The following is a 21,484-nucleotide window of genomic DNA, read 5'->3' as shown; positions in this document are numbered from 1 at the left end:
AAAAAATGCCAGGAAAGAGAGTCCCCTCTTTCCTGGCATTTTTTTATTAGACGACGCCGACCAATACGGAGACGGCGAGCAAGACGATGCTGAAGCCCCACATAATCGGAAGGGAGTAGCGGATATGGCGGCCCATCTCGAGCCCCGCCAGGCCAAGTGCGAGCCAGAGGGCGGGAGAGAACGGGCTGACGAACGTGCCGATGATATTGCCGATGATCATGGCGTAAGCAGCCGTCAGCGAAGACACGCCTGCACCTGTGACGACTTGCTCGACAATCGGGAACAAGGCGAAATAATAGGCGTCGGTGCTGAGCAATAGATCGAACGGCACGCCGAAGAATCCGATGATCAAGTGCAGGTAAGGAATGACGAATGCCGGCAGGATAGTGACCAGATCACTGGCGATAGAGTCGAGCATCAAAGTGCCTTCCAGGATGCCGAGGAACGAACCGGCAGCCAAAATGATCGCAGCCATGAGAAGCGCGTTCGGCGCATGGTCTTTGATACGGTCCATTTGGTCTTTCATGTCCGGGTAGTTGAGCGGCAAGGCGATGCTGACGCCGATCATGAAGGCGAGGCCTGCTGGAATGACGCCCCATACGAGCACGCCGATGACGGCCAGCGCCAAGATGGTATTTGCCCATAAGAGCTTCGGCCGGCGCAGGGCTGCAGCTTTTTGTGACTTTTCATCTTGAGCCGTCACATCGAGTGGGTCTGCTTCTTCGAAGATTTCTTTATTGAAATCACCGCGTCTTGCGATGAGGCGCTTTTCGCGCATCGCGAGCAAGACGGCCAGGGCGATCAACAGGATGAGCCCGATCACTTGGACTTTGATCAGCGGGCGCCATAATTCAGTTACGTCCATGCCAAGAACAGCAGCGGTGCGGCCGAGCGGTCCAGCCCACGGCAGCATATTCATGATGCTCGCCGAGGTCCCGACCAGCAATAGCAGGAGATAAGGATTCATTTTCAAGCGTTTATAAAGCGGAAGCAGTGCTGGTATGGTGATCAGGAAAGTGGAAGCGCCGGATCCGTCGAGTTGTGCGACTGCTGCGATGACGACGGTGCCGACTGCGACAGCGATGACGTTTCCTTTAGAGACTGCGATCATTTTATTGATCAACGGGTCGAACAAACCGACATCTTGCATGATGCCGAAGAAAAGAATGGCGAAGATGAACATGATGACGACGCTGATGACCGATTCGACGCCGCTATTGAAGAAGTCGCCGATTTCCGCAAAGCTGAAGCCCGCGACAAAGGCAGCCACAATCGGCACGAGCACAAGTGCGACGATCGGCGTGATTTTATTGCTGATAAGAAGTGCCACAATGATGATGATTGTAAATAAGGCAATAATGCTTAACATACTGGATTCCCCCTAGGTGCAAAATAGCGCGGAGGATCATTTTGTAAACGCATACATATTGGCGCAAAAAATAAATCCCCCGGTTCAAGTTATAAATAACAACTTATCACAGAGGGATTTGAAAAATAAGATTATTCACTTAAGGCGACTAAAGAGCGTTTTGGGGGTTTTGTTCATTTTGTCCATGGGACGTAGCGCCGTTCAGGACGGCCGATTTCCCCGTAGTTCAATTGCGCTTTCGCTTCATTGCTCGCGACCAGATGCTCCAGGTAACGCCTGGCGGTGGAGCGGCTAATGCCGACCGCCTTGCCGGCCTCCATGGCATTGGCCCCTTCAGGTGAAGAAGCGTTCAAAAAGTCGCGGACGCCGTCCAAAGTCAATTGATCGATGCCTTTCGGAAGCTCTTCGCCATTGTCTTCTGTTTGGGCCATTTGTGCAGCGGTCACGCCGAACAGGCGATCCAGGTCGCTTTGCTGCCAGTCCAATGAGGCAGAGAGGACCAGCCGCTGATCGCGGAAGCGTTCCAAGGCTTGCGCGAACCGCTCGAAGTCGACAGGTTTCAATAAATAATCGAACGCCCCGCCGCGAACGGTTGCTGCAATCGTTTCAATTTCATTGGCGGCAGTCACCATGATGATGGCGATTTGAGGATACTGTCGGCGGATATCCCAAAACAGTTCCAGCCCCGAGCGGTCCGGAATAAAAACATCAAGCAGGATTACATCGGGAAGTGGAGATGCCTTCTCTAAAAAAGCCATGGCTTCGTCGCCTGTTTTGGCGATCGAAGCAGCTTCATAGCCAGTGACTTGTCCGGCCAGTTCGGCGTTGATGCCCGCCACGCGGAAATCGTCTTCGATAATCAGGATGTGAAGAGTTGCGTTCATGGTTGAATTCCTTCTTTCGGTAGAGTCAGCACAAAACAAGCGCCTCCGAGTTCACTTTCTTCGATCAGCACTTCGCCGCCCGCCGCTTTGGCGAGGCGATTCGTCGTACTTAAGCCGAAACCGCGTCCAGCAGTACTTTTTGACGAAATGCCTTCATTAAAGATGTCACTTGTAATTGCCTCGGAAATCCCGGGACCGGAATCGTCGATTTCAAAAATGATGTCATCCCCGATATCGGTAAATGTCAGTGAAACGAGCCGCTCCGATACCGGCTGTTGTTTGACGGCTTCAAAAGCATTGTCGAGCAAGTTGCCGATCGCGGTCAAGAGGGCTTGACGCTGCGGTTCGGGGACAGCTTGCTGGAGGCTGCTGTCCTCGCCAATCGATAGCTGCACTTGCTGTTCACGTGCTTGATGGATCTTGCCGAGCAATAAGCCGCTGATGAGCGGATCTTTCACTTTGCCTATCAATTGACGCGACCATTCGAGCTGGATATGGTGTTCGGTCCGGATGAATTCCAGGGCGTCTTTTCTTTTGTCCAAATGGAGCAATCCGGAAATCGTGTACAGTTTATTCGAAAATTCATGAGTTTGGGCGCGCAGCGCATTGGCGTATTGCCTTACTTGGGCAAGTTCTTTTGCCAGCTGGTCGATTTCCGTTTTGTAGCGGAAAGTCGAAACCGCCCCGACCAGCGCCCCTTCAAAATGGATCGGGCTTGAGTTGACATAGACCGGATGCTCGCCGTAAAGCCGTTCCTGGTCGAAATGGCTGGTGCCATGCGCCAAAATTTCAGGCAGATCGGAAGAAGGCAGCACTTCGGTGACCGGTTGGCCGATCAATGACTGTTCGTCTTTCTCATTGCCGAACAATAATTGCTTGGCCTGGTGATTGAGCAATGTGATGTGCCCCAGGCGATTGACCGCGATGATGCCTTCGTGGGTTGATTGCAGAATGGTTTCTTTTTGGAATAGCAGATGGGCAATCTCTTCGGGCTCAAGGCCGTGAAGCTTGCGCTTGATATAGGAAGCAATGGCGATTGCCATCAAGAAAGCGACAGCTCCAATGGTGAGCAGCATAAGCCAGACTTCTTGCGTATAATCGCCGATCAAGCTTTGGACGTCGGTCGAAAGAAAGCCGACCGAGACGACGCCGATGATTTGCCCGTCGGAATAGATGGGCACTTTCGCGCGCAGCGAATCGCCAAGTGTGCCGGCCGCTTTCGAGACATAGGATTGTCCTTCATTAAGAGCCCGTTCGTTGTCTTCACCGACCATCCGCCCGCCGATCTGTTCGGGATTCGGATGGGAATAGCGAATTTCTTCGCGGTTCCCCACCACGATGAATTCCGCTTCGGTTGCTTGCTGTACGGGGGCGACGAGCGGCTGGATGACGGCTGCCGGGTCCGGTGCATCGAATGCCTCGATGATATCAGAGTTGAGGGCGATGGCTTCCGCGACACTGAGCGCTTGTTCCCCGAGCTGGTCTTCTGTCACGGTGCGCACAAAATAATTCGAAAACAAGCCGATCACCAAGAGGACCGCTGCGATCAACAGCGCAATCAAGGCGACCATTTTGGTTTTTAATGAAAGCGCACGGCCCGGTTCATCGTTCCAGCGGCGTTTCTCGGGTGTCTTTTGTAGAAACATGTGGCAGTCTCCTTGTGGATAATTTCTGTAGACATCATACCATAGCGAAGAAGGCGTATATGGTGCCGTGCCATTAACCGGGCATGCAAAAGCCTTGCCGCATGGAGGGCAGGGCTTCGGTGGAATTTACATTTTGATTGTGACGCGTTTGGTCAGCAACCGCATCAGCGAGAAAAGAAGCAGAATCAGGACGGACGATCCGAGTGCTGTCAGCCAAAAATTCGCTTCGAGCGGATTATATGGCAACCATTCCATGGCATCGGCCGTGTTAGGCTTCCATAGATAATCATTTAGGCCGAAGATGACGAACGATAAGGCGATAAAGCCGAAGCCGGCGATCCAGCCAAAGCGGTAATAGCCGATGCTGATGACCCAGCCGGCTAAAAAGAAAGTCAAGGTGTTCAGGAATAACGCAATCGCAGCGGCAAACCAGCCGCCTGTCGTCTCGAAAGCAGAGACCGTATCCAACTCGACAGGCAATGAAATCGTTTCAGCAAGCAAATGTTGAAGACCGTTGACGGCGAGCGGAACCAAGGTAGCAAATGCAGACAACGCGAGTGCTGCCAGGGCAGTGCCGAGGTATGAATCTTTGCGGCTGACGCCTTGCTGGATGTGGCGGCTCATGAATACATAAGCGGACATAATGCCGACCACCAACATGAAAATATTCACGGAATACTGGGAAAAGACGAAGAAACCTTCAATTTGATTGGTGTCGCCATTCAGCCAAAATACTCTTACTAAATGAATCACAAAAAGGATAGAGAAAAACCACAAACTCCATTTGAACATATCGGAAAAGACAGCGGCTGCAACTCTTCTATAGCGCGGGGATGTCATATTAATTCGCCTCCTCGGTTAAATGGATAAATAGATCTTGAAGTGATACTGGGCCAATCTCGAGTCCTTGCGCACGCGCTTCTTGGCGTTTAGCGTCACCGAGATTTCCATAAATCATAACGGATTTCGTGCCGCCTAATTGCTGTTCGTTCAACTGTTTCATGCCTGCAGTAAAGATATCGACTTCCTGTGCGGCACCGGTAACAGATACCCCGTGTGCTTCGATGGTTTCATACGGTTCATGCAATAATACGGTGCCTTGATCGATGATAACGACGTTGTCGAACAAATAATCCATCTCCGATACTAAATGGGTCGAGAGGATAAAGGTTCGCGGATGATCTTCTTGGTCCTGTAAGATTTCTTTATAGAAGATTTCACGTGACGGCGCGTCCATGCCAAGATAGGCTTCATCGAATATAGTGATTGGCGCGCGGCTGGCAAGGCCGATAACAACATTCAACGCAGACTGCATGCCTTTCGATAACTTATTGACGGGTTTATTGACCGGAAGTTTGAAACGCTCGATCAATTGTTCTGCATAGCCCATGTCAAAATGGGGGCGGTAGTGGGAGGCGAGTGCAATTAACTTCTTCGCTTTTTCGGTTTCTTCCTTATAGTCTTTATCGTAGACGAACGCCACTTGCTCCATCTTCTCGGGATTCTCAAATACCGGGGAACCATCGACGAACACTTCGCCAGCTGTCGGTTCACGGAAAGCGGCGATCAACGACAGCAAAGAGGTCTTGCCGGCGCCGTTTCGGCCGATGAGGCCATGGATCTTGCCTGCTTCCAATGTTAGTGTCACATCTTTCAAGGCTTCAAATTTTTTGAATTTCAATGTTACGTGATTGAGCTGGACTGAAGCTGCCATCATGCATCACGCCCTTTCGTGGATTTGATCAATTCGATGATTTCTGTTTCCGTAATGCCGAGTTTTTCCGCTTCTTGCACGAGCCCAGTGACGTAATTTTCGACAAACGCTTTTTTCCGCTGCTGGACTAAGGTTTTCTTTGCGCCTTCTGCTACAAACATGCCAATCCCTCGCTTTTTAAATAGTATGCCTTCGTCGACAAGCTGGGTGATGCCTTTGGAGACGGTTGCGTGGTTGATCTTGTAGAAATTGACCAATTGATTCGTTGATGGGGCTTGGTCGCCTTCTTTCAATTGATCGTTGACGATTTGGTCTTCGATCAATTCTCGGATCTGCAAAAATAAAGGTTTCGCTGAATCAGTTGGGTTGACCATGAAAACACCTCCTTGGGTGATTAGGTAATATGGTTATATACTTATGTGTATAACCATATAACTTTAAATTATAAAAGTCAACTGTAATATTTCAAAACAGTTCCAAAACTTTAAGTTTCAATAAAAAAAAGAAAGGCAGTTTCACCCTTCTTTTTGTTCAATCGTATTCTTTTTATCGAGCGCTTCGGCTAGGGCGTCTTCTGTCGAGAGACTTGTCAATTTCACATTCGAACGATAGGCCGCCCGCATGATCAAGTGGCCAGAGACAGGGGCAGTCAAAAAGACGAAAATGATTCCGAGGAGCAAACGCACGCTAATGAAGTTCTCGCTTGCCCAAAAGAAAATGAATGCGCCAATGAGCGATAGGAGAACGGCCAGCGTAGCACTTTTCGTCGCGGCATGCGAACGGGTATAAGCGTCTGGAAAACGCAAAATGCCGATGGCGCTAATGACGGCCATCACGCTGCCCGCCAAAATAAGTAAAACGCCTATATATTCACTAATCGTGCTTATGTTCAACGATATCGCCCCTTTCTACAAATCGGGCTAAGGCAATTGTGCTGATGAATGCCAAAATGCCAACGACCAGGATGACTTCCAAGAAAACATGTGTTTTCAATAACACCGAAAACACGGCGACGGCGGATATCAAGTTAACGCCAATCATATCAAGTGCGACAACCCGGTCTGGCATTGAAGGGCCGCGTATGATGCGGTAGAGCGCCAACAAGATGGCAAGCACGAATAGGCTAAGGGCGATGGTCAAGATAATATCGATCAATTTCGCGTCACCTCCATAATGGCTGTTTCGAAAGTTTTGATGGAACTGAGCAGGGATTCACGTGATTTTTCCACATCCATCGCATGGATATAAAATACTTTATTGTCCGGCGAGACTTCGAGAATCACGGAACCAGGCGTGAGAGTCAGCAACAAAGCCAAGGTCGTCAGTTCGTAATCGCCTTCCATATTATGTTCATAAGTGAAAATCCCAGGCTTAATATCCAATTTTGGGCTAAGGATTTGTTTCATGATGGAGATGCTTGACTGGAACAGTTCACGAATGAAAATCAGTAGCAGTTTAAGTGTGGAATAGACACGGATTAAGTAGAACTTGGTGCCAAAAAAGCGGTGCATTAAAAAGATAATGCCGAGGCCAATTAAATAGCCTGTTAAAAAGGTCGAGAAATAAAATGCAGTCTCGTCCATTAACAAGGTCCATAATAAGCCGATCATTATATTCAACAGAAACTGGGCGGGCAAAATCAATCACTCCTTTCAAGCGTCCGGATTTATTGGAAATCCTCGGTTAGCACGGCATCGATGTAAACCTGCGGATTGAGGAGCGTATCGGCAGCATCAGATACATAATCCGACAGACCTTCCGCGCCGAGGCCAATACCGATAGTGAGGGCAACAAGCAATAAGCAAGGAACTAAAAAACCGCGGCGCAGCGGGACTTGATCGTCTTTGCTGACAATTGTCTCGCCCCAAAAGCAATTTTTAAAAATCTTTAGCAAGGAGTAAAGTACGAACAGGCTTGAGCCGAGCGCTATGGCCAATAGGATATAGGAGCCCGAATCGATTGCGCCCTGAGAAAGAAGGACTTTGCCGACAAATCCGCTGAGCGGCGGAATCCCGGCAAGCGAGAGCATGGCAATGAAAAACGACCAGCCGAGAATCGGATAGTTTTGGATAATGCCGCTCATTTTGCCGATTTGGGCGGTGCCTGTCAATAAAATAATCGTGCCGATCAGCAAGAACAACAGCGCTTTTACTACCATATCGTGCAGTAGATAGAAGATGGCCCCTTCGATAGCATCCGGGGTGGCGATGGCAAGCCCCGTCAAAATAAAGCCGACCGCTATGACTACGTTATAGGCGGCAATTTGCCGGATGTCGTTATGGGCGATGGCGCCGATGCTGCCGCCAATTAAGGTCAGCACTGCCATAACGGCAATGATGTTATGGGTCGTCTCAGGTTCATGATAGAACACCAGCGTGAACATGCGGAACATGGCGTAAATACCGACTTTGGTCAGGAGAGCGCCAAATAATGCCGAAGTCACAACAGGCGGGCTGCTATAAGAACCGGGTAACCAAAAGTACAGCAACAGCCCGGCTTTTAAACTAAAAACGATCAAGAACACAATGCTGATCGTCGTCAACAAAGGCTCTTGGCCATTTTCGGCAACACGAACCGACAAATGGGCAAAGTTTAAAGTTCCAACTGCACCATATAAATAAGCAATGGCGATGAGAAAGAACCAGGAAGAAACGATATTGATCGAAACATACTTAATGGCTTCCCGCAGCTGGCGTTTGGAACCGCCTAAAGTGAGCAAAATATATGACGACAAAAGCATGACTTCAAAACAAACGAACAAATTGAAGATATCGCCGCTCAAAAACGAGCCGTTGATGCCGGCAATCAAAAACAGGACGGTCGGATAGAAATACATCGTCACCAATTCCTTATCCGTCGAAACGAGAGCATGAAGCAGGCAAATGACCGTCACCACAGATGATGTCAAAACGAGCAGGACAGCAAACGAATCTGCTACAAAAGAGATGCCAAAAGGCGGCGTCCATCCGCCAAAATCAATCCGCAAGATGCCGTCAGTTTGAATGGCATTCAAAAGATAAACGGCAGCAGCTGCAACGACAGCCATCACTGCGATGCTTGTCCACGCCTGGAGCCTTCCGTATGTGCGCAAAAATATCAACAAAACTCCCGCCAAAATGGGCAGGATCATGGGAATTAAAATAATATTATTCATTGTCGGTACCTCTCATCTCTTCCAGATCGTCTGTCCCGAGTTCTTGATAGGCCCGGTAAGCAAGCACCAGGATAAAGGCGGTAACAGCAAAGCTAATGACAATGGCGGTAAGTATCAAAGCCTGTGGCAAGGCATCGACGTAAGTTTCTGCTTCTTCGCCGAGCAGAGGCGCAGAGCCGATCTTCAAGCCGCCCATCGCCAAAATCATTAGATGTGCTGCGTGTGACAGAATCGCCGTGCCCAAAATAACACGGACGATGTTCCGGGATAACAGAAGATAGAAAGCGACAGTGCTAAGCACACCGACTAGGATGATGATCAAAGATTCCATTCGCTATTCATCCTCACTTATACTTAGAATTATGTTCACGACCACTCCGACTACAGTCAACGCGATGCCTGCCTCGAAAATCAACACAGTGGCAATTTCCGTTTTACCGAAGATGGGGAGGTTGAAATAGTCAAAAGACTGCTCGAGAAAATTCTGGCCGAATAAAAGTGGGCCAAGTCCGCTAAGAACTGCAAGCAACACGCCAAAAGCCGATAACTTTTTAAAGTCGATCGGGATTGCATCTTTGACGGTTTCGGTATCATACGATAAAAACATCAATACAAAAGCCGATGCCAAGACCAGCCCGCCGACAAAACCGCCTCCCGGACTATTGTGCCCGGACAAAAATAGGTAGATGCCGAAGGTGAAAATAATCAACACAACCGCTTTGGCAACGGTCTTCAATATCACATCATTAATCCCCATCGGTTCCAGCCTCCTTTTTCAGCTTCAGGCGGATAAGCGTATAAACGCCAATTCCGGCTATGAACAGCACCAGTCCTTCAAGCATCGTGTCGAGGGCACGGAAATCTCCCAAAATGGAGTTGACGATATTTTGTCCACCGGCAAGTTCGTAGGAATTTTGAAAATAACTAGAGATCGTTTCAAACAAGTCAGCGCTATTGACGGATAGTCCGGTTAACGTGATGACCAGGCCGCCTGCAATGGCGAGAACGGCATTGCGCGCCTTTTTCCGTTTTGGCAGGGGCTCCCGTTTCCACTCGGGCAAATAATTGAAGCAAAGCAAAAACAACGCGGTGGTGACTGTTTCGATGACCAATTGCGTCAACGCCAAATCAGGTGCGCGGAACAACACGAAAAAAATGGAAATCGAATAGCCGAGCACGCCGTTCATCAAAATGGCCGATAGGCGGGAACGGGTGAATAGGATCGAAATAGCCGTAATGATCATGACCAGGACCAGCATCAATTCATATATGCTGACAGGCGCATCTTGTACGAAAGAAATGGATAGCGCATCTGACAACAGCAAGGTGCCGCCTGTAGAAACGATGAAAAACAGCAAGATATAAAAGAAGTATTGATGCAAACGGCCGGTCATATAAGAACGGGTAACAAAAGAAGCTGCATTTTCAGACGAAGCCAACGCATAATTGTACAGCGCGTTGAACGTCCAGCCGGCCGGTTGGATTTTGAAAATGCCTTTCCACCGGTCGAAGGTAATAAATAAGACAGAGCCGATCAAAACGATGCCGATGGTCATCAGCAGTTCGGTGTTAACGCCGTGCCATGCATAAATACTGTCTGGCGAAGCACCTGAAATACCAGGCAATAACTGCTCCAAGGCAGGCTTTAATAAGTGATCGCCTAGCAAATTCGGTGCAAAGAACAACCCGACAATCAGTATAGAGAGAATGGCCGGTGAAATCAGCATGCCAATCGGGGGTTCGACAGGACGTTTTTCGACCGCTTTAGAATCGCGGTTGCCAAGAAACGTGCGGAATACGATTATCATGGCGTAAATAAACGTCAATACGCTTGCAAGCCAAGCGATGACCGGAATCAACCAGCCCCATGAAGTTGAAAAAAGGCCAGGCATTGAAGCTGCGTTTAACGAAGCAGTGAAAAACATTTCCTTGCTTAAAAATCCGTTTAATAATGGCAAGCCCGCCATCGAAAAGCTGCCAATGACAGCAAATGTGAACGTCACAGGGAGCAAGGCCATCAAGCCGCCAAGCCGGCGAATATCCCGCGTTCCGACTTGATGGTCAATAATGCCGACCACCATGAAAAGGGCTCCTTTGAAAGTTGAATGATTCACTAGGTGGAACAAGGCTGCAAAAATCGCCAGCCCGTACAATGCGCCCGCTTCCGTATTGCCATAACGAAGGGCGGCTGAACCCATGCCGAGTAAACTCATGATCAAGCCGAGTTGGCTAATGGTCGAGTAAGCGAGGAGCGCTTTCAAGTCGGTCTGTCGGATGGCACAAAAAGCACCCCAGAACAGCGTAATGAGCCCGACAATGGTAATCGTCCAGAACCAAGCGGAAGTGCCGCCGAAGATGGGAGTGAAGCGAGCGACCAAATACATACCCGCTTTTACCATGGTCGCCGAATGCAAGTAGGCACTTACAGGAGTAGGGGCTTCCATAGCATCTGGGAGCCAGATGTGAAAAGGGAATTGCGCTGATTTGGTAAATGCGCCGAGCAAGATCAGGAACATCGCCGGATAAAAAAGCGCATGCTCTGTGAGTTGTCCCATGACAGCCGCAGTTTCCTGGATGCTCAAAGTGCCGGTCATCGCATACAGCATAAGGAATCCTGCAAACATGGCAAAGCCGCCAAATACCGTGATCAATAGCGATTTTTGGGCACCATAACGTGAATTTTTCCGGTGGTACCAAAATGCGATCAATAGGAAAGACGACATACTGGTCAGTTCCCAAAACACATATAGCACCATTAAATTGTCCGATAACACGACCCCTAGCATAGCTCCCATAAAGAGCAGCAGGTAAGCGTAAAAATGCGGGAATGAATCAGTTGGGGATAAATAGTAGATGGAATAGAGGACGACTAAGCTGCCGACGCCGGTAATCAATAAGGCCATGATCAAGCTGAGGCCGTCCAAATAAGCGGTGAAATTGATGCCGAGCGAAGGAATCCACTCTATTGAGGACAAGAGCGTTTCCCTGGATGAAACCATAGGGATTTGAGATGCGAAGAATCCAAACAACAGCACGGGGATGAATAGCACAAGCCAGCCGATATTAAAGTTGCCAATTCGCCTACGGATGAGTGGAATGAGTGCTGCAGTTAAAAATGGTAATAAAATGGAAAAAATAAGTAATTGCACGGTGAACCTCCTAAACTGAAATCGATACATTTGGGCAAGTGGACGAATTTTCTAATACAATAAGGCTTTGCAAAGTTTATTGGAAAATCAAAAATGCAATATATACTATAAAGTTTACAGGAAATCAGGGTGTCTTTCACTTGAGACGCATACATAAATGAGAAATATTGAAAGGAATTGTAGATTTAATGAAAAACGGAAGACGATTCCTTCCTTGATTTTTCCGTGAATCCGCAGTATAATTTCATAGTTTTAGATTTCGGATGTGACAGAATATACTCCCAGGAGGGTTTTAAAATGAAAAAAATCAGAGGACGCATGGACGAAAGCATATTGGTGTGTGTGTTTTATGGCCCGAATGGCGAGCGTCTCATAAAAAGAGGAATCAAGTTGGCAAACATGCTTGACTGTCCGTTGTATATTTTAACTGTCGATGCTTTGCCATATGACGAGTTTGATACTGAAAAGTCAGCTTATGTTGAAAAATGGGGCGAACTTGCTGAGGAGCTTGGGGCAGAAGAATTTGTTATCCGTGATAATGAAAAGCGCCCGCCGGCTAAAGTGATTGCGGAAGTGGCGAACCAATTCAATATCACCCAGATCATCATTGGCCAAACGGCAAGAAGCCGCTGGGAAGAGATTACAAAAGGTTCATTTATGAACGTCTTGCTGCGTGAAATCCCGTTTGTCGATTTCCATGTCGTGTCAGTAGCGCGCACAGTCAAAGGCAATGACGGAGATGATTTTGAAAAAGGCGTCCGCTGCTACTTAGTCCAAGAAGGCGAAAAATACAAAATCCATTTCTCTCAAACAAAGGACTGCCAGATTGAAGGCATATTCTTCAAGGAAATTGGAACGGATTTTAACAACGGTATTTTCAAGTTCATGGAAAATAACAAGCTTCATCAAGTTGAAGTATTGGATAATTACATTCAAGATACGGATGAAATTGAAGGCTGCATCAAGAAAGAACTGGCCAAACTCTCGTAAACAAACTTCACGAACCGCATATAGCACCCATAATCAATGAAAACCGCTTGCCTCAAATGGGCAAGCGGTTTTTTTGTGTCGATTGGTTTTCGTTCAGCACATGGATAAATGCATCCAGTTCGTTGCTTGATGTATGTTTCGTGAATGAAATCCGGATGAACTTTTTCGCGGTATCGCTTTCCGTTCCCATCGCAAGCATGGCAGACATCGCTTCGCCGTAGCCGATCTTGCAGGCGGTGCCGGTGGAGATGGCGATCTGCGCACGGTTGCAGGCAAGCATCATCCATTGCCCTTCGACATGCGGCAAAACTAGTCCTTGGATAAACGGGGATTTCGACTTTATGTCGCCGGTCACGATGACACCTGCCGGCAATTGTTCAATCAAATAGCACTGAAGTTTTCTTGCATGTTCATAGCTTTCAGGCTGTTCCATGACAGCGTGTTTTGCGGCGATGGTCGCGGAGACGATTGCCGGAACATCGATCGTTCCGGCGCGGAATCCGTTTTGATGTGTCGTCCCCTCGTACACCGATTCCCAGTGGACGGATGGATCGAGATAGGCGATGCCAACGCCTTTGGGGCCGCCGACTTTATGTGCTGAACAAACAGCGGAAGCGACGCCCCATAAACCAATGTCGACCGGCAGCTTCCCAAAGCCCTGGACGATATCCGAATGAAGCGGCACGCCGAATTGCAAGGCGATTTTTGTGCATTGCTCGACCGGCTGGACAGCCCCCATCTCTGAGTTGACAAGCTGCATGACGACGAGCGCTGTTTCTTCGTCAACCAGTCGTTCGTAAGCATCCAAATCGACCCGTCCGAAGCAGTCGACCGGAACGTATGTAATTTCATAGCCTTCGCGTTCGAGTTCATGAAGCACCGATAAGACGGAAGCGTGTTCGAGTTGTGTCGATACGATAGACCGGTAATGTTCGGGACGTCCTTTCAATAACGAGCGGATGGCGAGCTGGTTCGCCTCTGAGGCGTTGCCGGTGAAATAAATTCCGTCTTGCCGCACGTTCAGGAACTGCCCCCATAATTTCTTGCACGATGCGAGATAGTCTGCTGCGAGAGATCCTGCGTCATGCAAACTTTGTGTATTGCCGAATGCGTTGTTAGCCGTTTCCACATAAGCGTCGATCGCTTCTTTTCTCATCGGGACGGTCGCTGCCGAATCCAAGTAAATCACCATTTTCCATCAACTTCTTTCCCTAGCCGAGTTTCTTCTTGTAATCACTGTATCTTTATGTCATTAATAGTGTCAAGACACTTGTAAAGAAGGTGTAAAGTTTGTTCGATGTTTGCATCATCGGGGGAGGCGTCGCCGGGCTCATGCTCGCGCGTTCGCTCCCTGATCATTATTCCATCGCAGTCGTCACGAAAGAACATGCCGGGACGGGAAATACAAGCCTTGCGCAAGGTGGGATCGCCGCGAGCTTAAGTTTCGATGACCGCCCGGAATCCCATGCCACGGACACGTTGCTCGCCTCGGCAGATCATGCCGATGCTGAGCGTGTAGAAATTCTAGCCACTGAAGGCTCTGCCATCCTCAAGCATCTGATGGCACAAGGGCTGCCTTTCGATGCTGATGAGTTCGGGCTGCCAAAGCTCGGGATGGAAGGCGCCCATAGCAAGCGCCGGATCGTCCATGCAGGAGGCGACCAGAGCGGCAAGCTGCTCATGCAGTATTTACGGGAAGAAACCTCAGCGAAAATCACGCGCTTCGTTTTTCACCAGGCACTCGAATTAATGATTGGAAACGGCCGTTGCACCGGCGTGCTCGTCTCGGATCGGTCCGGAAAGCGCTCGGTCATCAAAGCGCGCCACACGGTCCTCGCGACGGGCGGGATCGGCCAGTTGTACAGGGAAACATCCAACTCATCGGTTGCAGCCGGCGACGGCTTGTCATTGGCGTATCACGCAGGCGCCGTATTGGAGGACCTTGAGTTCGTCCAGTTCCATCCGACCGTCCTGACGCTTGGCGGAAAGTCGTGCGGGCTCATCTCTGAAGCGGTACGGGGAGAAGGCGCTTTATTGGTAAATAAAGACGGCAAGCGCATCATGGAAGCCATACACCCGCTCCTGGAACTCGCGCCGCGTGATGTCGTCGCAAGGGCGATTGAACGCCATTGGCAAAATGAAGGGCCGGTGTATCTTGATGCCAGGAAAATCTCCAATTTCAAGGAACGCTTTCCATCGATTTATGAAAATTGCCGGAACCACGCCATCGAACCGACAGAAGAATTGCTGCCGGTGCGTCCGGGTGCGCATTTCCACATGGGCGGCGTGAGGACGGACAGTTACGGCCAGACGTCCATTCCGGGACTTTATGCCGTCGGGGAAGTTGCATGCACCGGTGTCCATGGCGCAAATCGCCTGGCGAGCAATTCCTTGCTGGAAGGCTTGGTGTTCGCGGCAAGGCTTGCCGAGTGGATCGGCCGGGAGCCTGGACGGCCTGGGATTAATACAAGTTCACCACAAGCAGGTAAGATGGCATCATCTACTACATATTTTCAAGGCGTTGATGAAAATCAACTGAAACGAAACATGACGGAAACGGCGGGAATCTTGAGGGCACCGGAAGCCTTGGCGAATTTCTTGCAGGCTTATCCTTTAAAGGCCTATGCATTGAAGGATTACCCGGATCATGTAATTGCCCAAATCCACCGCCAGACGGCAAGCAGCCTCATTGCTGTAGCTGCATTGCTGCGGCAAGAAAGCAGGGGCGGCCATTACCGGGTGGACGCGCCAGAACCGAAAGCCGAATGGGCCGGAAAAGTCATCGGCATTTCAAAGAGCGGCACCCATCTGTCTAGACGAAAAACGATGATTAAGGAGATTATGTTATGAATCGCTTAAAAGCAGAACAAGCATTAAAACAATTCCTGCTCGAAGATATCGGGGACCGCGACGTGTCCTCCGTGTTATTTGATCGAACGGATACAGGCGAAGCAATTGTCCGCATGAAAGAAAGCGGCGTCGTAGCCGGGCTTGAGTGCTACAAATGGGGCTATCGCCTGCTTGACGAGTCAGTGCAAGTGGAGTTATTGAAACAAGACGGCGAGCGGGTGGAGGCAGGCGAGGCAATCGTGAAAATCACGGGGCCTGTGGCAGCTCTTCTGGCTGGGGAGCGGGTACTGTTGAACCTGGTCCAGCGCATGAGCGCGGTGGCCACCTTGACTGCGGATTGCGTGGCAGCGCTCGGTTCGGGCCATACGCGCATCGTCGATACCCGAAAAACGACGCCGGGGCTGCGCATGTTCGAAAAATACGCGGTCCGCGCAGGCGGCGGTTTCAATCACCGGATTGGCCTATACGATGCCGTCATGCTGAAAGACAATCACATCGCGGCGGCCGGATCGATTACGGAAGCAGTGAAAAAAGTACGCGGCTCGCTCGGCCATATGACGATGATCGAAGTGGAAGTCGAGACGGAACAGCAATTGAAAGAAGCGATCGACGCACGCCCCGACACGATCATGTTCGACAACCAGACACCGGAAACGATCAAGCGCTGGGTGCAGCTCGTTCCGGAGACGATCCGCACGGAAGCTTCCGGCGGCATCGATCTCAATCAACTTGCCAATTACCGCGACACCGGCGTCGACGTCATTTCCATCGGTGCTTTGACGCATAGCGTATCGAATCTCGACATCAGCATGAATCTATCCATATCCCCTAAGGAGGTACTTGCCTAATGGCTTCATTGCTCGAAGAACTGCAAATGGCGGATGCCATGCCAAAAAGTTATTTAACAGCGTCCACGGAAGAATTGCATGAGCGCGCGAAACGTGCACGGGCAGCGCTCGGCGACCGTTTATACATTCTCGGCCATCATTACCAGAAAGACGAAGTGATCAAATATGCCGATGTGACCGGCGACTCGCTGCAATTGTCGCAAATCGCAGGGAGGCAGACGGCGGACTACATCTTGTTCTGCGGCGTCCATTTCATGGCGGAGACCGCGGATATCCTGACCGAACCGCATCAAGCGGTCATCTTGCCGGATATGCGTGCGGGCTGTTCGATGGCGGATATGGCCAATATCGACCAAACCGAACGCGCCTGGGCAGAGCTGCAGGAACTTTTCGGCGACACGATCATCCCGCTCACTTACGTCAATTCGACAGCGGCCATCAAGGCGTTTGTCGGCCGCAACGGGGGGGCGACGGTGACTTCCTCGAATGCACAGGAAATGGTCGAATGGGCATTATCCCAAAAGCAGCGCATGCTGTTTTTGCCAGACCAGCATCTCGGGCGCAATACCGCCGTAAAGCTCGGCATCCCGCTCGAGCACATGGCGGTTTGGGACCCGATCAAGCAAAAGCTTGAACGTGCTTGTGCGATAGAAGACGTGCAAGTGATTCTCTGGAAAGGGCATTGCTCAGTACATATGAACTTCCTGCCGAAACACGTCGACAATTTGCGCGAAAAAGAACCGGACCGCAATATCCTTGTACATCCCGAATGCACGCATGAAGTCGTCAGCGCCTCCGATTTCGCCGGCTCGACGAAATACATCATCGATATGATCGAAGCGTCCGAACCCGGCTCGAAATGGGCGATCGGCACGGAGATGAATCTCGTCAACCGGCTCATCCAGGATTTCCCGGACCGCGACATCGTTTCCTTGAATCCATATATGTGCCCATGCTTGACGATGAACCGCATCGACTTGCCGCATTTCACCTGGATTCTGGAAGAACTGGTGGAAGGCCGCGTCCTCAACCGCATCCAAGTGGATGGGAAAACGGCGAGTGAAGCGAAACTGGCTCTAGCGAAGATGCTGTAGAAAGAAAACCCGCTGTCCTGGAAAAGGACAGCGGGTTTTGTCATTCTTTAATAGATTGAATGTTATGACTTTTATATTTACAATTGAGTGGCGAGAAAATATATGTTGAAACATTCCCATTTCACGGGTTGAAGTGGATAATTCCTGACGAGACAAGCAGAAAAGGAGTGAATGATGTGTCGAGCAAACTTACATTCATGCCGATCAGCCATACCGGCTGGGGGGCATTGGAACAATTGGCGGGCGAAGCGGAACGCCTGAACGCCAGCAATATCCTTATTGTCACCGATCCGTTTCTGGACGAGCTGGGGATGACGAAAAAAATCGTCGAACCGCTGGAAGCGAAAGGATGGAAGACGAGCATCTACACGGAAGTCGTGCCGGAGCCGCCGCTCGAAGTCGGCGAAAGATTGGTCACTTACACGAAGGAGCATAAGTTTGACTTGGTCATCGGCCTTGGCGGCGGCAGTGCACTTGACCTTGCGAAATTAGCGGGTGTCCTAGCGACGCATGAAGGAAAAGTGGCCGACTACCTGAATCTGACGGGCGAACGTGAGCTTGTTGATAAAGGCATACCGAAGATCTTGATTCCGACCACGTCCGGAACCGGTTCCGAAGTGACGAATATTGCCGTATTGTCATTGGAATCGACCAAAGATGTCGTGACGCATGATTACTTATTGCCCGACGTCGCGATCGTCGACCCGGCCTTGACGGTCTCCTTGCCGCCGAAAGTGACAGCGGCAACGGGCATCGACGCGTTGACGCATGCGGTAGAGGCTTACGTATCGAAAAACGCCAACCCGGTGACAGACGGCCTGGCTTTGCAGGCAATCCGCTTGATCAGCGGGTCGATCCGCACGGCTGTAGAGGACGGGGAAAACAAGGAAGCGCGTACGAATATGAGCTACGGCAGTTATCTGGCAGGATTGGCCTTCTTCAATGCCGGTGTTGCCGGTGTACACGCCTTGGCCTATCCGCTTGGCGGCCAATTCCATATATCGCACGGTGAATCCAATGCCGTCTTGCTGCCGTATGTCATGGGCTATATCCGCCCGAGCTGTGAGAAGAGAATGAAGGACATCGTCGAGGCGATGGGCGTCAACGTCACGCAATTAGCTGAACAAGAAGCTTCCTATACATGCGTCGAGGAGTTGAAAAAACTCGTCGCCGACGTGAATATTCCCGTGTCGCTGAAAGGCTTCGATATTGGGGAAGACGCCTTGGACAGCTTGGCGGACGACGGCATCAAGCAAACAAGAATCTTGGCGAGAAGCCCGATGCCGCTTGAGAGAGAAGATATTTACGCAATCTATCATGCTGCCTATTCAGGGGAAGTCGCTGAGAAGAAAACGGTGTGATATGAAAAAAAGCTGAAGCAGGAACCCATTCAGGTTCCCGCTTCAGCTTTTGTGTTTCTATAGAAGAAAGTGAGATTTATAGTTTAGCAAACTCAGGGTCAGCGACTTTCACTAATTGCTTGCCGAGGTTGCTGCCTTCGAATAGGCCAAGGAATGCTTCCGGTGTTTTCTCGAAGCCTTCTGTGATCGTTTCCTCATATTTCAGTTTGCCTTCCTGCAGCCATCCGGCGAGTGCTTGTGCGCCTGTCTTGAAATCATGCGCGTAATCGCCGAGCGTGAAGCCTTTCATCATCGAGCTCGTCGTGATGAATTTCCACTGGATGCGCGGGCCAAGGTCCGCTTCCGGATTGTTATAGGAAGAAATCGTGCCACACAGGACGATGCGCGCATTGCGGTTGATCTCGAAAATGACTGCATCGGACACTTCGCCGCCGACATTATCGAAATAGACATCGACGCCGTTCGGGATGGCTTTCTTGAAATCTTCTTTGAAGCTATCGGATTTGTAGTTCACTGCGGCGTCGAATCCGAGTTCGTTGATGAGGTAATCGATCTTTTCCTGCGAGCCGGCGATGCCGACGACATGTGCGCCTTTCAGTTTGGCGATCTGTCCGACGACCGATCCGACCGCTCCCGCTGCGCCTGAGACGACGACTGTTTCGCCTTGTTGCGGCTTGCCGATATCGAGCAGTCCGAAATACGCCGTCAATCCAGTCAAGCCGAGTATGCCGAGGCGCGTCGTGATCGGGGCAAGTGATGGATCCACTTTCTGGACCGACTGGGCATTCGCGACATTATACTCCGCCCAGTTAAGCGTGCCGTTGACGACATCCCCTTGCTGGAACTTATCGGAATTCGACTCGACGACTTCCGCGAGAATGCCTCCGGTGATCGCTTCGTTCAATTTGAACGGCTCAACGTAAGATTTCACGTCTTTCATGCGCCCGCGCATATACGGGTCAACGGAAAGATATAAAGTTCTTAGCAATACTTCATCTTTTCCGATGGATGGAATCTCTTTTTCGATAAAATTAAAGTCCTTATCAGTGGGCGTGCCTTCTGGGCGGTTCGCCAAATGGATTTCTTTGTATGTGTTTGGTGTCATATGAATTCCTCCTTGGAATAAGTTTGCATAGAAGAGCGTACCATTACCAAAGAAAGGAAACAAAAGTTCCGGCTTATCGAGCGCGTATTCTTGTAGTTGTCCTAGTCCTATGATATTTTGATATACCTAAGCTAAAGAGAAAAGAGGCCAAACGATGAATCCCCAATACAAACCATTATTCGAAGAAATCACTTTGCCGAACGGCGTCGTCCTGTCTGACCGTTTAGGCGTCGCACCGATGACTACATATTCAGGAAATCCGGACGGTACTGTCTCAGATGCAGAACTTGCCTATTACCAGCGCCGCGCAGGCCTCGGCAGCCTGTTCGTGTCCGCATGCATCGCGGTTTCGGAAAATGGCATCGCCTTCCCGAACCAGTTTGTCGCGTTCAAAGACGACGTCATGCCGCGCTTAAAGCAACTCGCAACTGAAATGAAGTCACAAGGCAGCAAAGCTATCCTGCAAATGCAGCACGGCGGCCGCCAAGGCCAACCGGATTTGATCGAAGCGGGTGAAACGGTCGCACCGAGCGCTATCGCAGAATCGGCCGACAAGCCGACGCCGCGCGCTTTGACGGGAGAAGAGATCACCGCCATTATCCGCGATTTCGGCGAAACCACGCGCCGCGCAATCGAAGCCGGATTTGACGGCGTGGAAATCCATGGCGCCAATACGTATTTGATCCAGCAATTCGTCTCAGCTACTTACAACCAGCGTGAAGACGAGTGGGGCGGCAGCTTGGAGAACCGTTTGAAATTCGGTTTGGCGGTCTTGGATGAAGTGAAACAAGTGGCTGCAAAACATGCGGACGATAGCTTCATCATCGGCTACCGTTTGTCTCCGGAAGAAAACAATGCAGATTCCGTTGGCTATACGATCAAAGAAACGCAACAATTGGTTGAGCGCTTGATCGAAGGCGGCATCCATTATATCCACGTATCGCTTATGGAATTCAAAAAAGCGCCGCGTGGCATGGAAGAGGGAGACAGCATCGTCCAAATCCTGTCGAAACAGATCAATGGCCGTGTGCCGTTTGTCGTAGTCGGCGGCGTCACGCGTCCCGGCCACGCGGTAGCTGCGCTTGAAGAAGGAGCGGATATCGTCGTCATGGGCCGCCAAGCATTGGTCGACCCGGAATGGACCGAGAAAGTGAAGCAAGGAAACGAAGCGGACATCAACGAAACGATCCCGCAAGAACTGGTCGGCAAACTCGACATCCCGGAAACGATGTGGAACGCCATCACCTCTTACGGCATGGTCAAAGTGGACGCGAAAGTATAAAGAACAGCAAGCTCCCAAACCGGATATGGCTTGGGAGC

At 50.2% G+C, this 21,484-nt stretch carries 21 protein-coding genes; 6 read left to right on the top strand and 15 right to left on the bottom strand.

Annotation, left to right across the window (positions count from 1 at the left end; translation table 11 throughout):
* Nucleotides 1–46: 46 nt before the first annotated feature.
* The 13 genes from DP119_RS10425 to DP119_RS10365 all read right to left on the bottom strand — a co-directional run bounded on the left by DP119_RS10425 (nt 47) and on the right by DP119_RS10365 (nt 11,946).
* Complete coding sequence (locus DP119_RS10425) at nt 47–1,369, bottom strand: CitMHS family transporter (protein ID WP_101189728.1); 1,323 nt, start codon at nt 1,367–1,369, stop codon at nt 47–49.
* A gap of 173 nt (nt 1,370–1,542) precedes the next feature.
* Nucleotides 1,543–2,253, bottom strand: a complete 711-nt coding sequence (locus tag DP119_RS10420) for a response regulator (RefSeq protein ID WP_112233118.1) — start codon at nt 2,251–2,253, stop codon at nt 1,543–1,545.
* Entirely contained in the window at nt 2,250–3,899 is a 1,650-nt protein-coding gene (locus DP119_RS10415; RefSeq protein WP_112233117.1) for an ATP-binding protein, read from the bottom strand. The genes DP119_RS10420 and DP119_RS10415 overlap by 4 nt, the downstream gene beginning before the upstream one ends.
* 126 nt (nt 3,900–4,025) lie before the next feature.
* Nucleotides 4,026–4,739, bottom strand: coding sequence for a hypothetical protein (locus DP119_RS10410; protein ID WP_101189731.1), 714 nt, complete (start codon nt 4,737–4,739; stop codon nt 4,026–4,028).
* A gap of 1 nt (nt 4,740) precedes the next feature.
* Nucleotides 4,741–5,613, bottom strand: coding sequence for an ATP-binding cassette domain-containing protein (locus tag DP119_RS10405; RefSeq protein WP_112233306.1), 873 nt, complete (start codon nt 5,611–5,613; stop codon nt 4,741–4,743).
* Complete coding sequence (locus DP119_RS10400) at nt 5,613–5,987, bottom strand: GntR family transcriptional regulator (RefSeq protein ID WP_112233116.1); 375 nt, start codon at nt 5,985–5,987, stop codon at nt 5,613–5,615. The genes DP119_RS10405 and DP119_RS10400 overlap by 1 nt, the downstream gene beginning before the upstream one ends.
* Before the next feature lie 141 nt (nt 5,988–6,128).
* A complete protein-coding gene (locus DP119_RS10395; protein WP_112233115.1) occupies nt 6,129–6,506 on the bottom strand; it encodes a Na+/H+ antiporter subunit G in 378 nt (125 codons plus the stop codon).
* Complete coding sequence (locus DP119_RS10390) at nt 6,487–6,768, bottom strand: Na(+)/H(+) antiporter subunit F1 (protein WP_112233114.1); 282 nt, start codon at nt 6,766–6,768, stop codon at nt 6,487–6,489. The genes DP119_RS10395 and DP119_RS10390 overlap by 20 nt, the downstream gene beginning before the upstream one ends.
* Nucleotides 6,765–7,250, bottom strand: a complete 486-nt coding sequence (locus DP119_RS10385) for a Na+/H+ antiporter subunit E (RefSeq protein WP_101189735.1) — start codon at nt 7,248–7,250, stop codon at nt 6,765–6,767. Before DP119_RS10385 ends, DP119_RS10390 begins: the two co-directional genes overlap by 4 nt.
* A gap of 29 nt (nt 7,251–7,279) precedes the next feature.
* Nucleotides 7,280–8,767, bottom strand: coding sequence for a Na+/H+ antiporter subunit D (locus DP119_RS10380; protein ID WP_101189736.1), 1,488 nt, complete (start codon nt 8,765–8,767; stop codon nt 7,280–7,282).
* Nucleotides 8,760–9,098 (bottom strand): Na(+)/H(+) antiporter subunit C, encoded by a 339-nt coding sequence (locus DP119_RS10375; protein ID WP_101189737.1) that lies wholly within the window; start codon nt 9,096–9,098, stop codon nt 8,760–8,762. Before DP119_RS10375 ends, DP119_RS10380 begins: the two co-directional genes overlap by 8 nt.
* A 3-nt stretch (nt 9,099–9,101) precedes the next feature.
* The gene (locus DP119_RS10370) at nt 9,102–9,524 is read right to left on the bottom strand and encodes a Na(+)/H(+) antiporter subunit B (RefSeq protein WP_112233113.1); all 423 of its coding nucleotides are present in this window, start codon (nt 9,522–9,524) and stop codon (nt 9,102–9,104) included.
* Complete coding sequence (locus DP119_RS10365) at nt 9,514–11,946, bottom strand: Na+/H+ antiporter subunit A (RefSeq protein WP_420812302.1); 2,433 nt, start codon at nt 11,944–11,946, stop codon at nt 9,514–9,516. The genes DP119_RS10370 and DP119_RS10365 overlap by 11 nt, the downstream gene beginning before the upstream one ends.
* 267 nt (nt 11,947–12,213) lie before the next feature.
* Here DP119_RS10365 and DP119_RS10360 point away from each other — a divergent pair, with 267 nt between their 5' ends.
* A complete protein-coding gene (locus tag DP119_RS10360; protein ID WP_112233111.1) occupies nt 12,214–12,906 on the top strand; it encodes a universal stress protein in 693 nt (230 codons plus the stop codon).
* A gap of 52 nt (nt 12,907–12,958) precedes the next feature.
* Here the strand turns inward: DP119_RS10360 and DP119_RS10355 are convergent, their stop codons facing one another.
* Nucleotides 12,959–14,098, bottom strand: coding sequence for an IscS subfamily cysteine desulfurase (locus DP119_RS10355; protein WP_338066448.1), 1,140 nt, complete (start codon nt 14,096–14,098; stop codon nt 12,959–12,961).
* A gap of 98 nt (nt 14,099–14,196) precedes the next feature.
* On the opposite strand from DP119_RS10355, the gene nadB reads away from it, so the two are divergent.
* The 4 genes from nadB (at nt 14,197) to DP119_RS10335 (ending at nt 19,059) form a co-directional block, all read left to right on the top strand.
* Nucleotides 14,197–15,756, top strand: coding sequence for an L-aspartate oxidase (gene nadB, locus DP119_RS10350; RefSeq protein ID WP_112233110.1), 1,560 nt, complete (start codon nt 14,197–14,199; stop codon nt 15,754–15,756).
* Nucleotides 15,753–16,604, top strand: a complete 852-nt coding sequence (gene nadC, locus DP119_RS10345) for a carboxylating nicotinate-nucleotide diphosphorylase (RefSeq protein WP_112233109.1) — start codon at nt 15,753–15,755, stop codon at nt 16,602–16,604. The genes nadB and nadC overlap by 4 nt, the downstream gene beginning before the upstream one ends.
* On the top strand, nt 16,604–17,698 hold the full coding sequence (nadA, locus tag DP119_RS10340) for a quinolinate synthase NadA (RefSeq protein WP_112233108.1): 1,095 nt from the start codon (nt 16,604–16,606) through the stop codon (nt 17,696–17,698). The genes nadC and nadA overlap by 1 nt, the downstream gene beginning before the upstream one ends.
* Before the next feature lie 197 nt (nt 17,699–17,895).
* Entirely contained in the window at nt 17,896–19,059 is a 1,164-nt protein-coding gene (locus tag DP119_RS10335; protein ID WP_420812305.1) for an iron-containing alcohol dehydrogenase, read from the top strand.
* Nucleotides 19,060–19,135: 76 nt separating this feature from the next.
* Here DP119_RS10335 and DP119_RS10330 read toward each other — a convergent pair whose 3' ends face one another.
* Nucleotides 19,136–20,164: an NADP-dependent oxidoreductase gene (locus DP119_RS10330; RefSeq protein ID WP_101189745.1), complete on the bottom strand. Its 1,029-nt coding sequence runs from the start codon at nt 20,162–20,164 to the stop codon at nt 19,136–19,138.
* Between the two features lie 154 nt (nt 20,165–20,318).
* On the opposite strand from DP119_RS10330, the gene DP119_RS10325 reads away from it, so the two are divergent.
* Nucleotides 20,319–21,446, top strand: coding sequence for an NADH-dependent flavin oxidoreductase (locus tag DP119_RS10325; RefSeq protein WP_112233106.1), 1,128 nt, complete (start codon nt 20,319–20,321; stop codon nt 21,444–21,446).
* Nucleotides 21,447–21,484: the final 38 nt, after the last annotated feature.

It is taken from the genome of Planococcus maitriensis, from assembly GCF_003289925.1.
GTDB lineage: Bacteria > Bacillota > Bacilli > Bacillales_A > Planococcaceae > Planococcus > Planococcus maitriensis.
The sequence above is the reverse complement of the archived record's forward strand: the minus strand, read 5'-3'. Positions and strand labels throughout refer to the sequence as shown.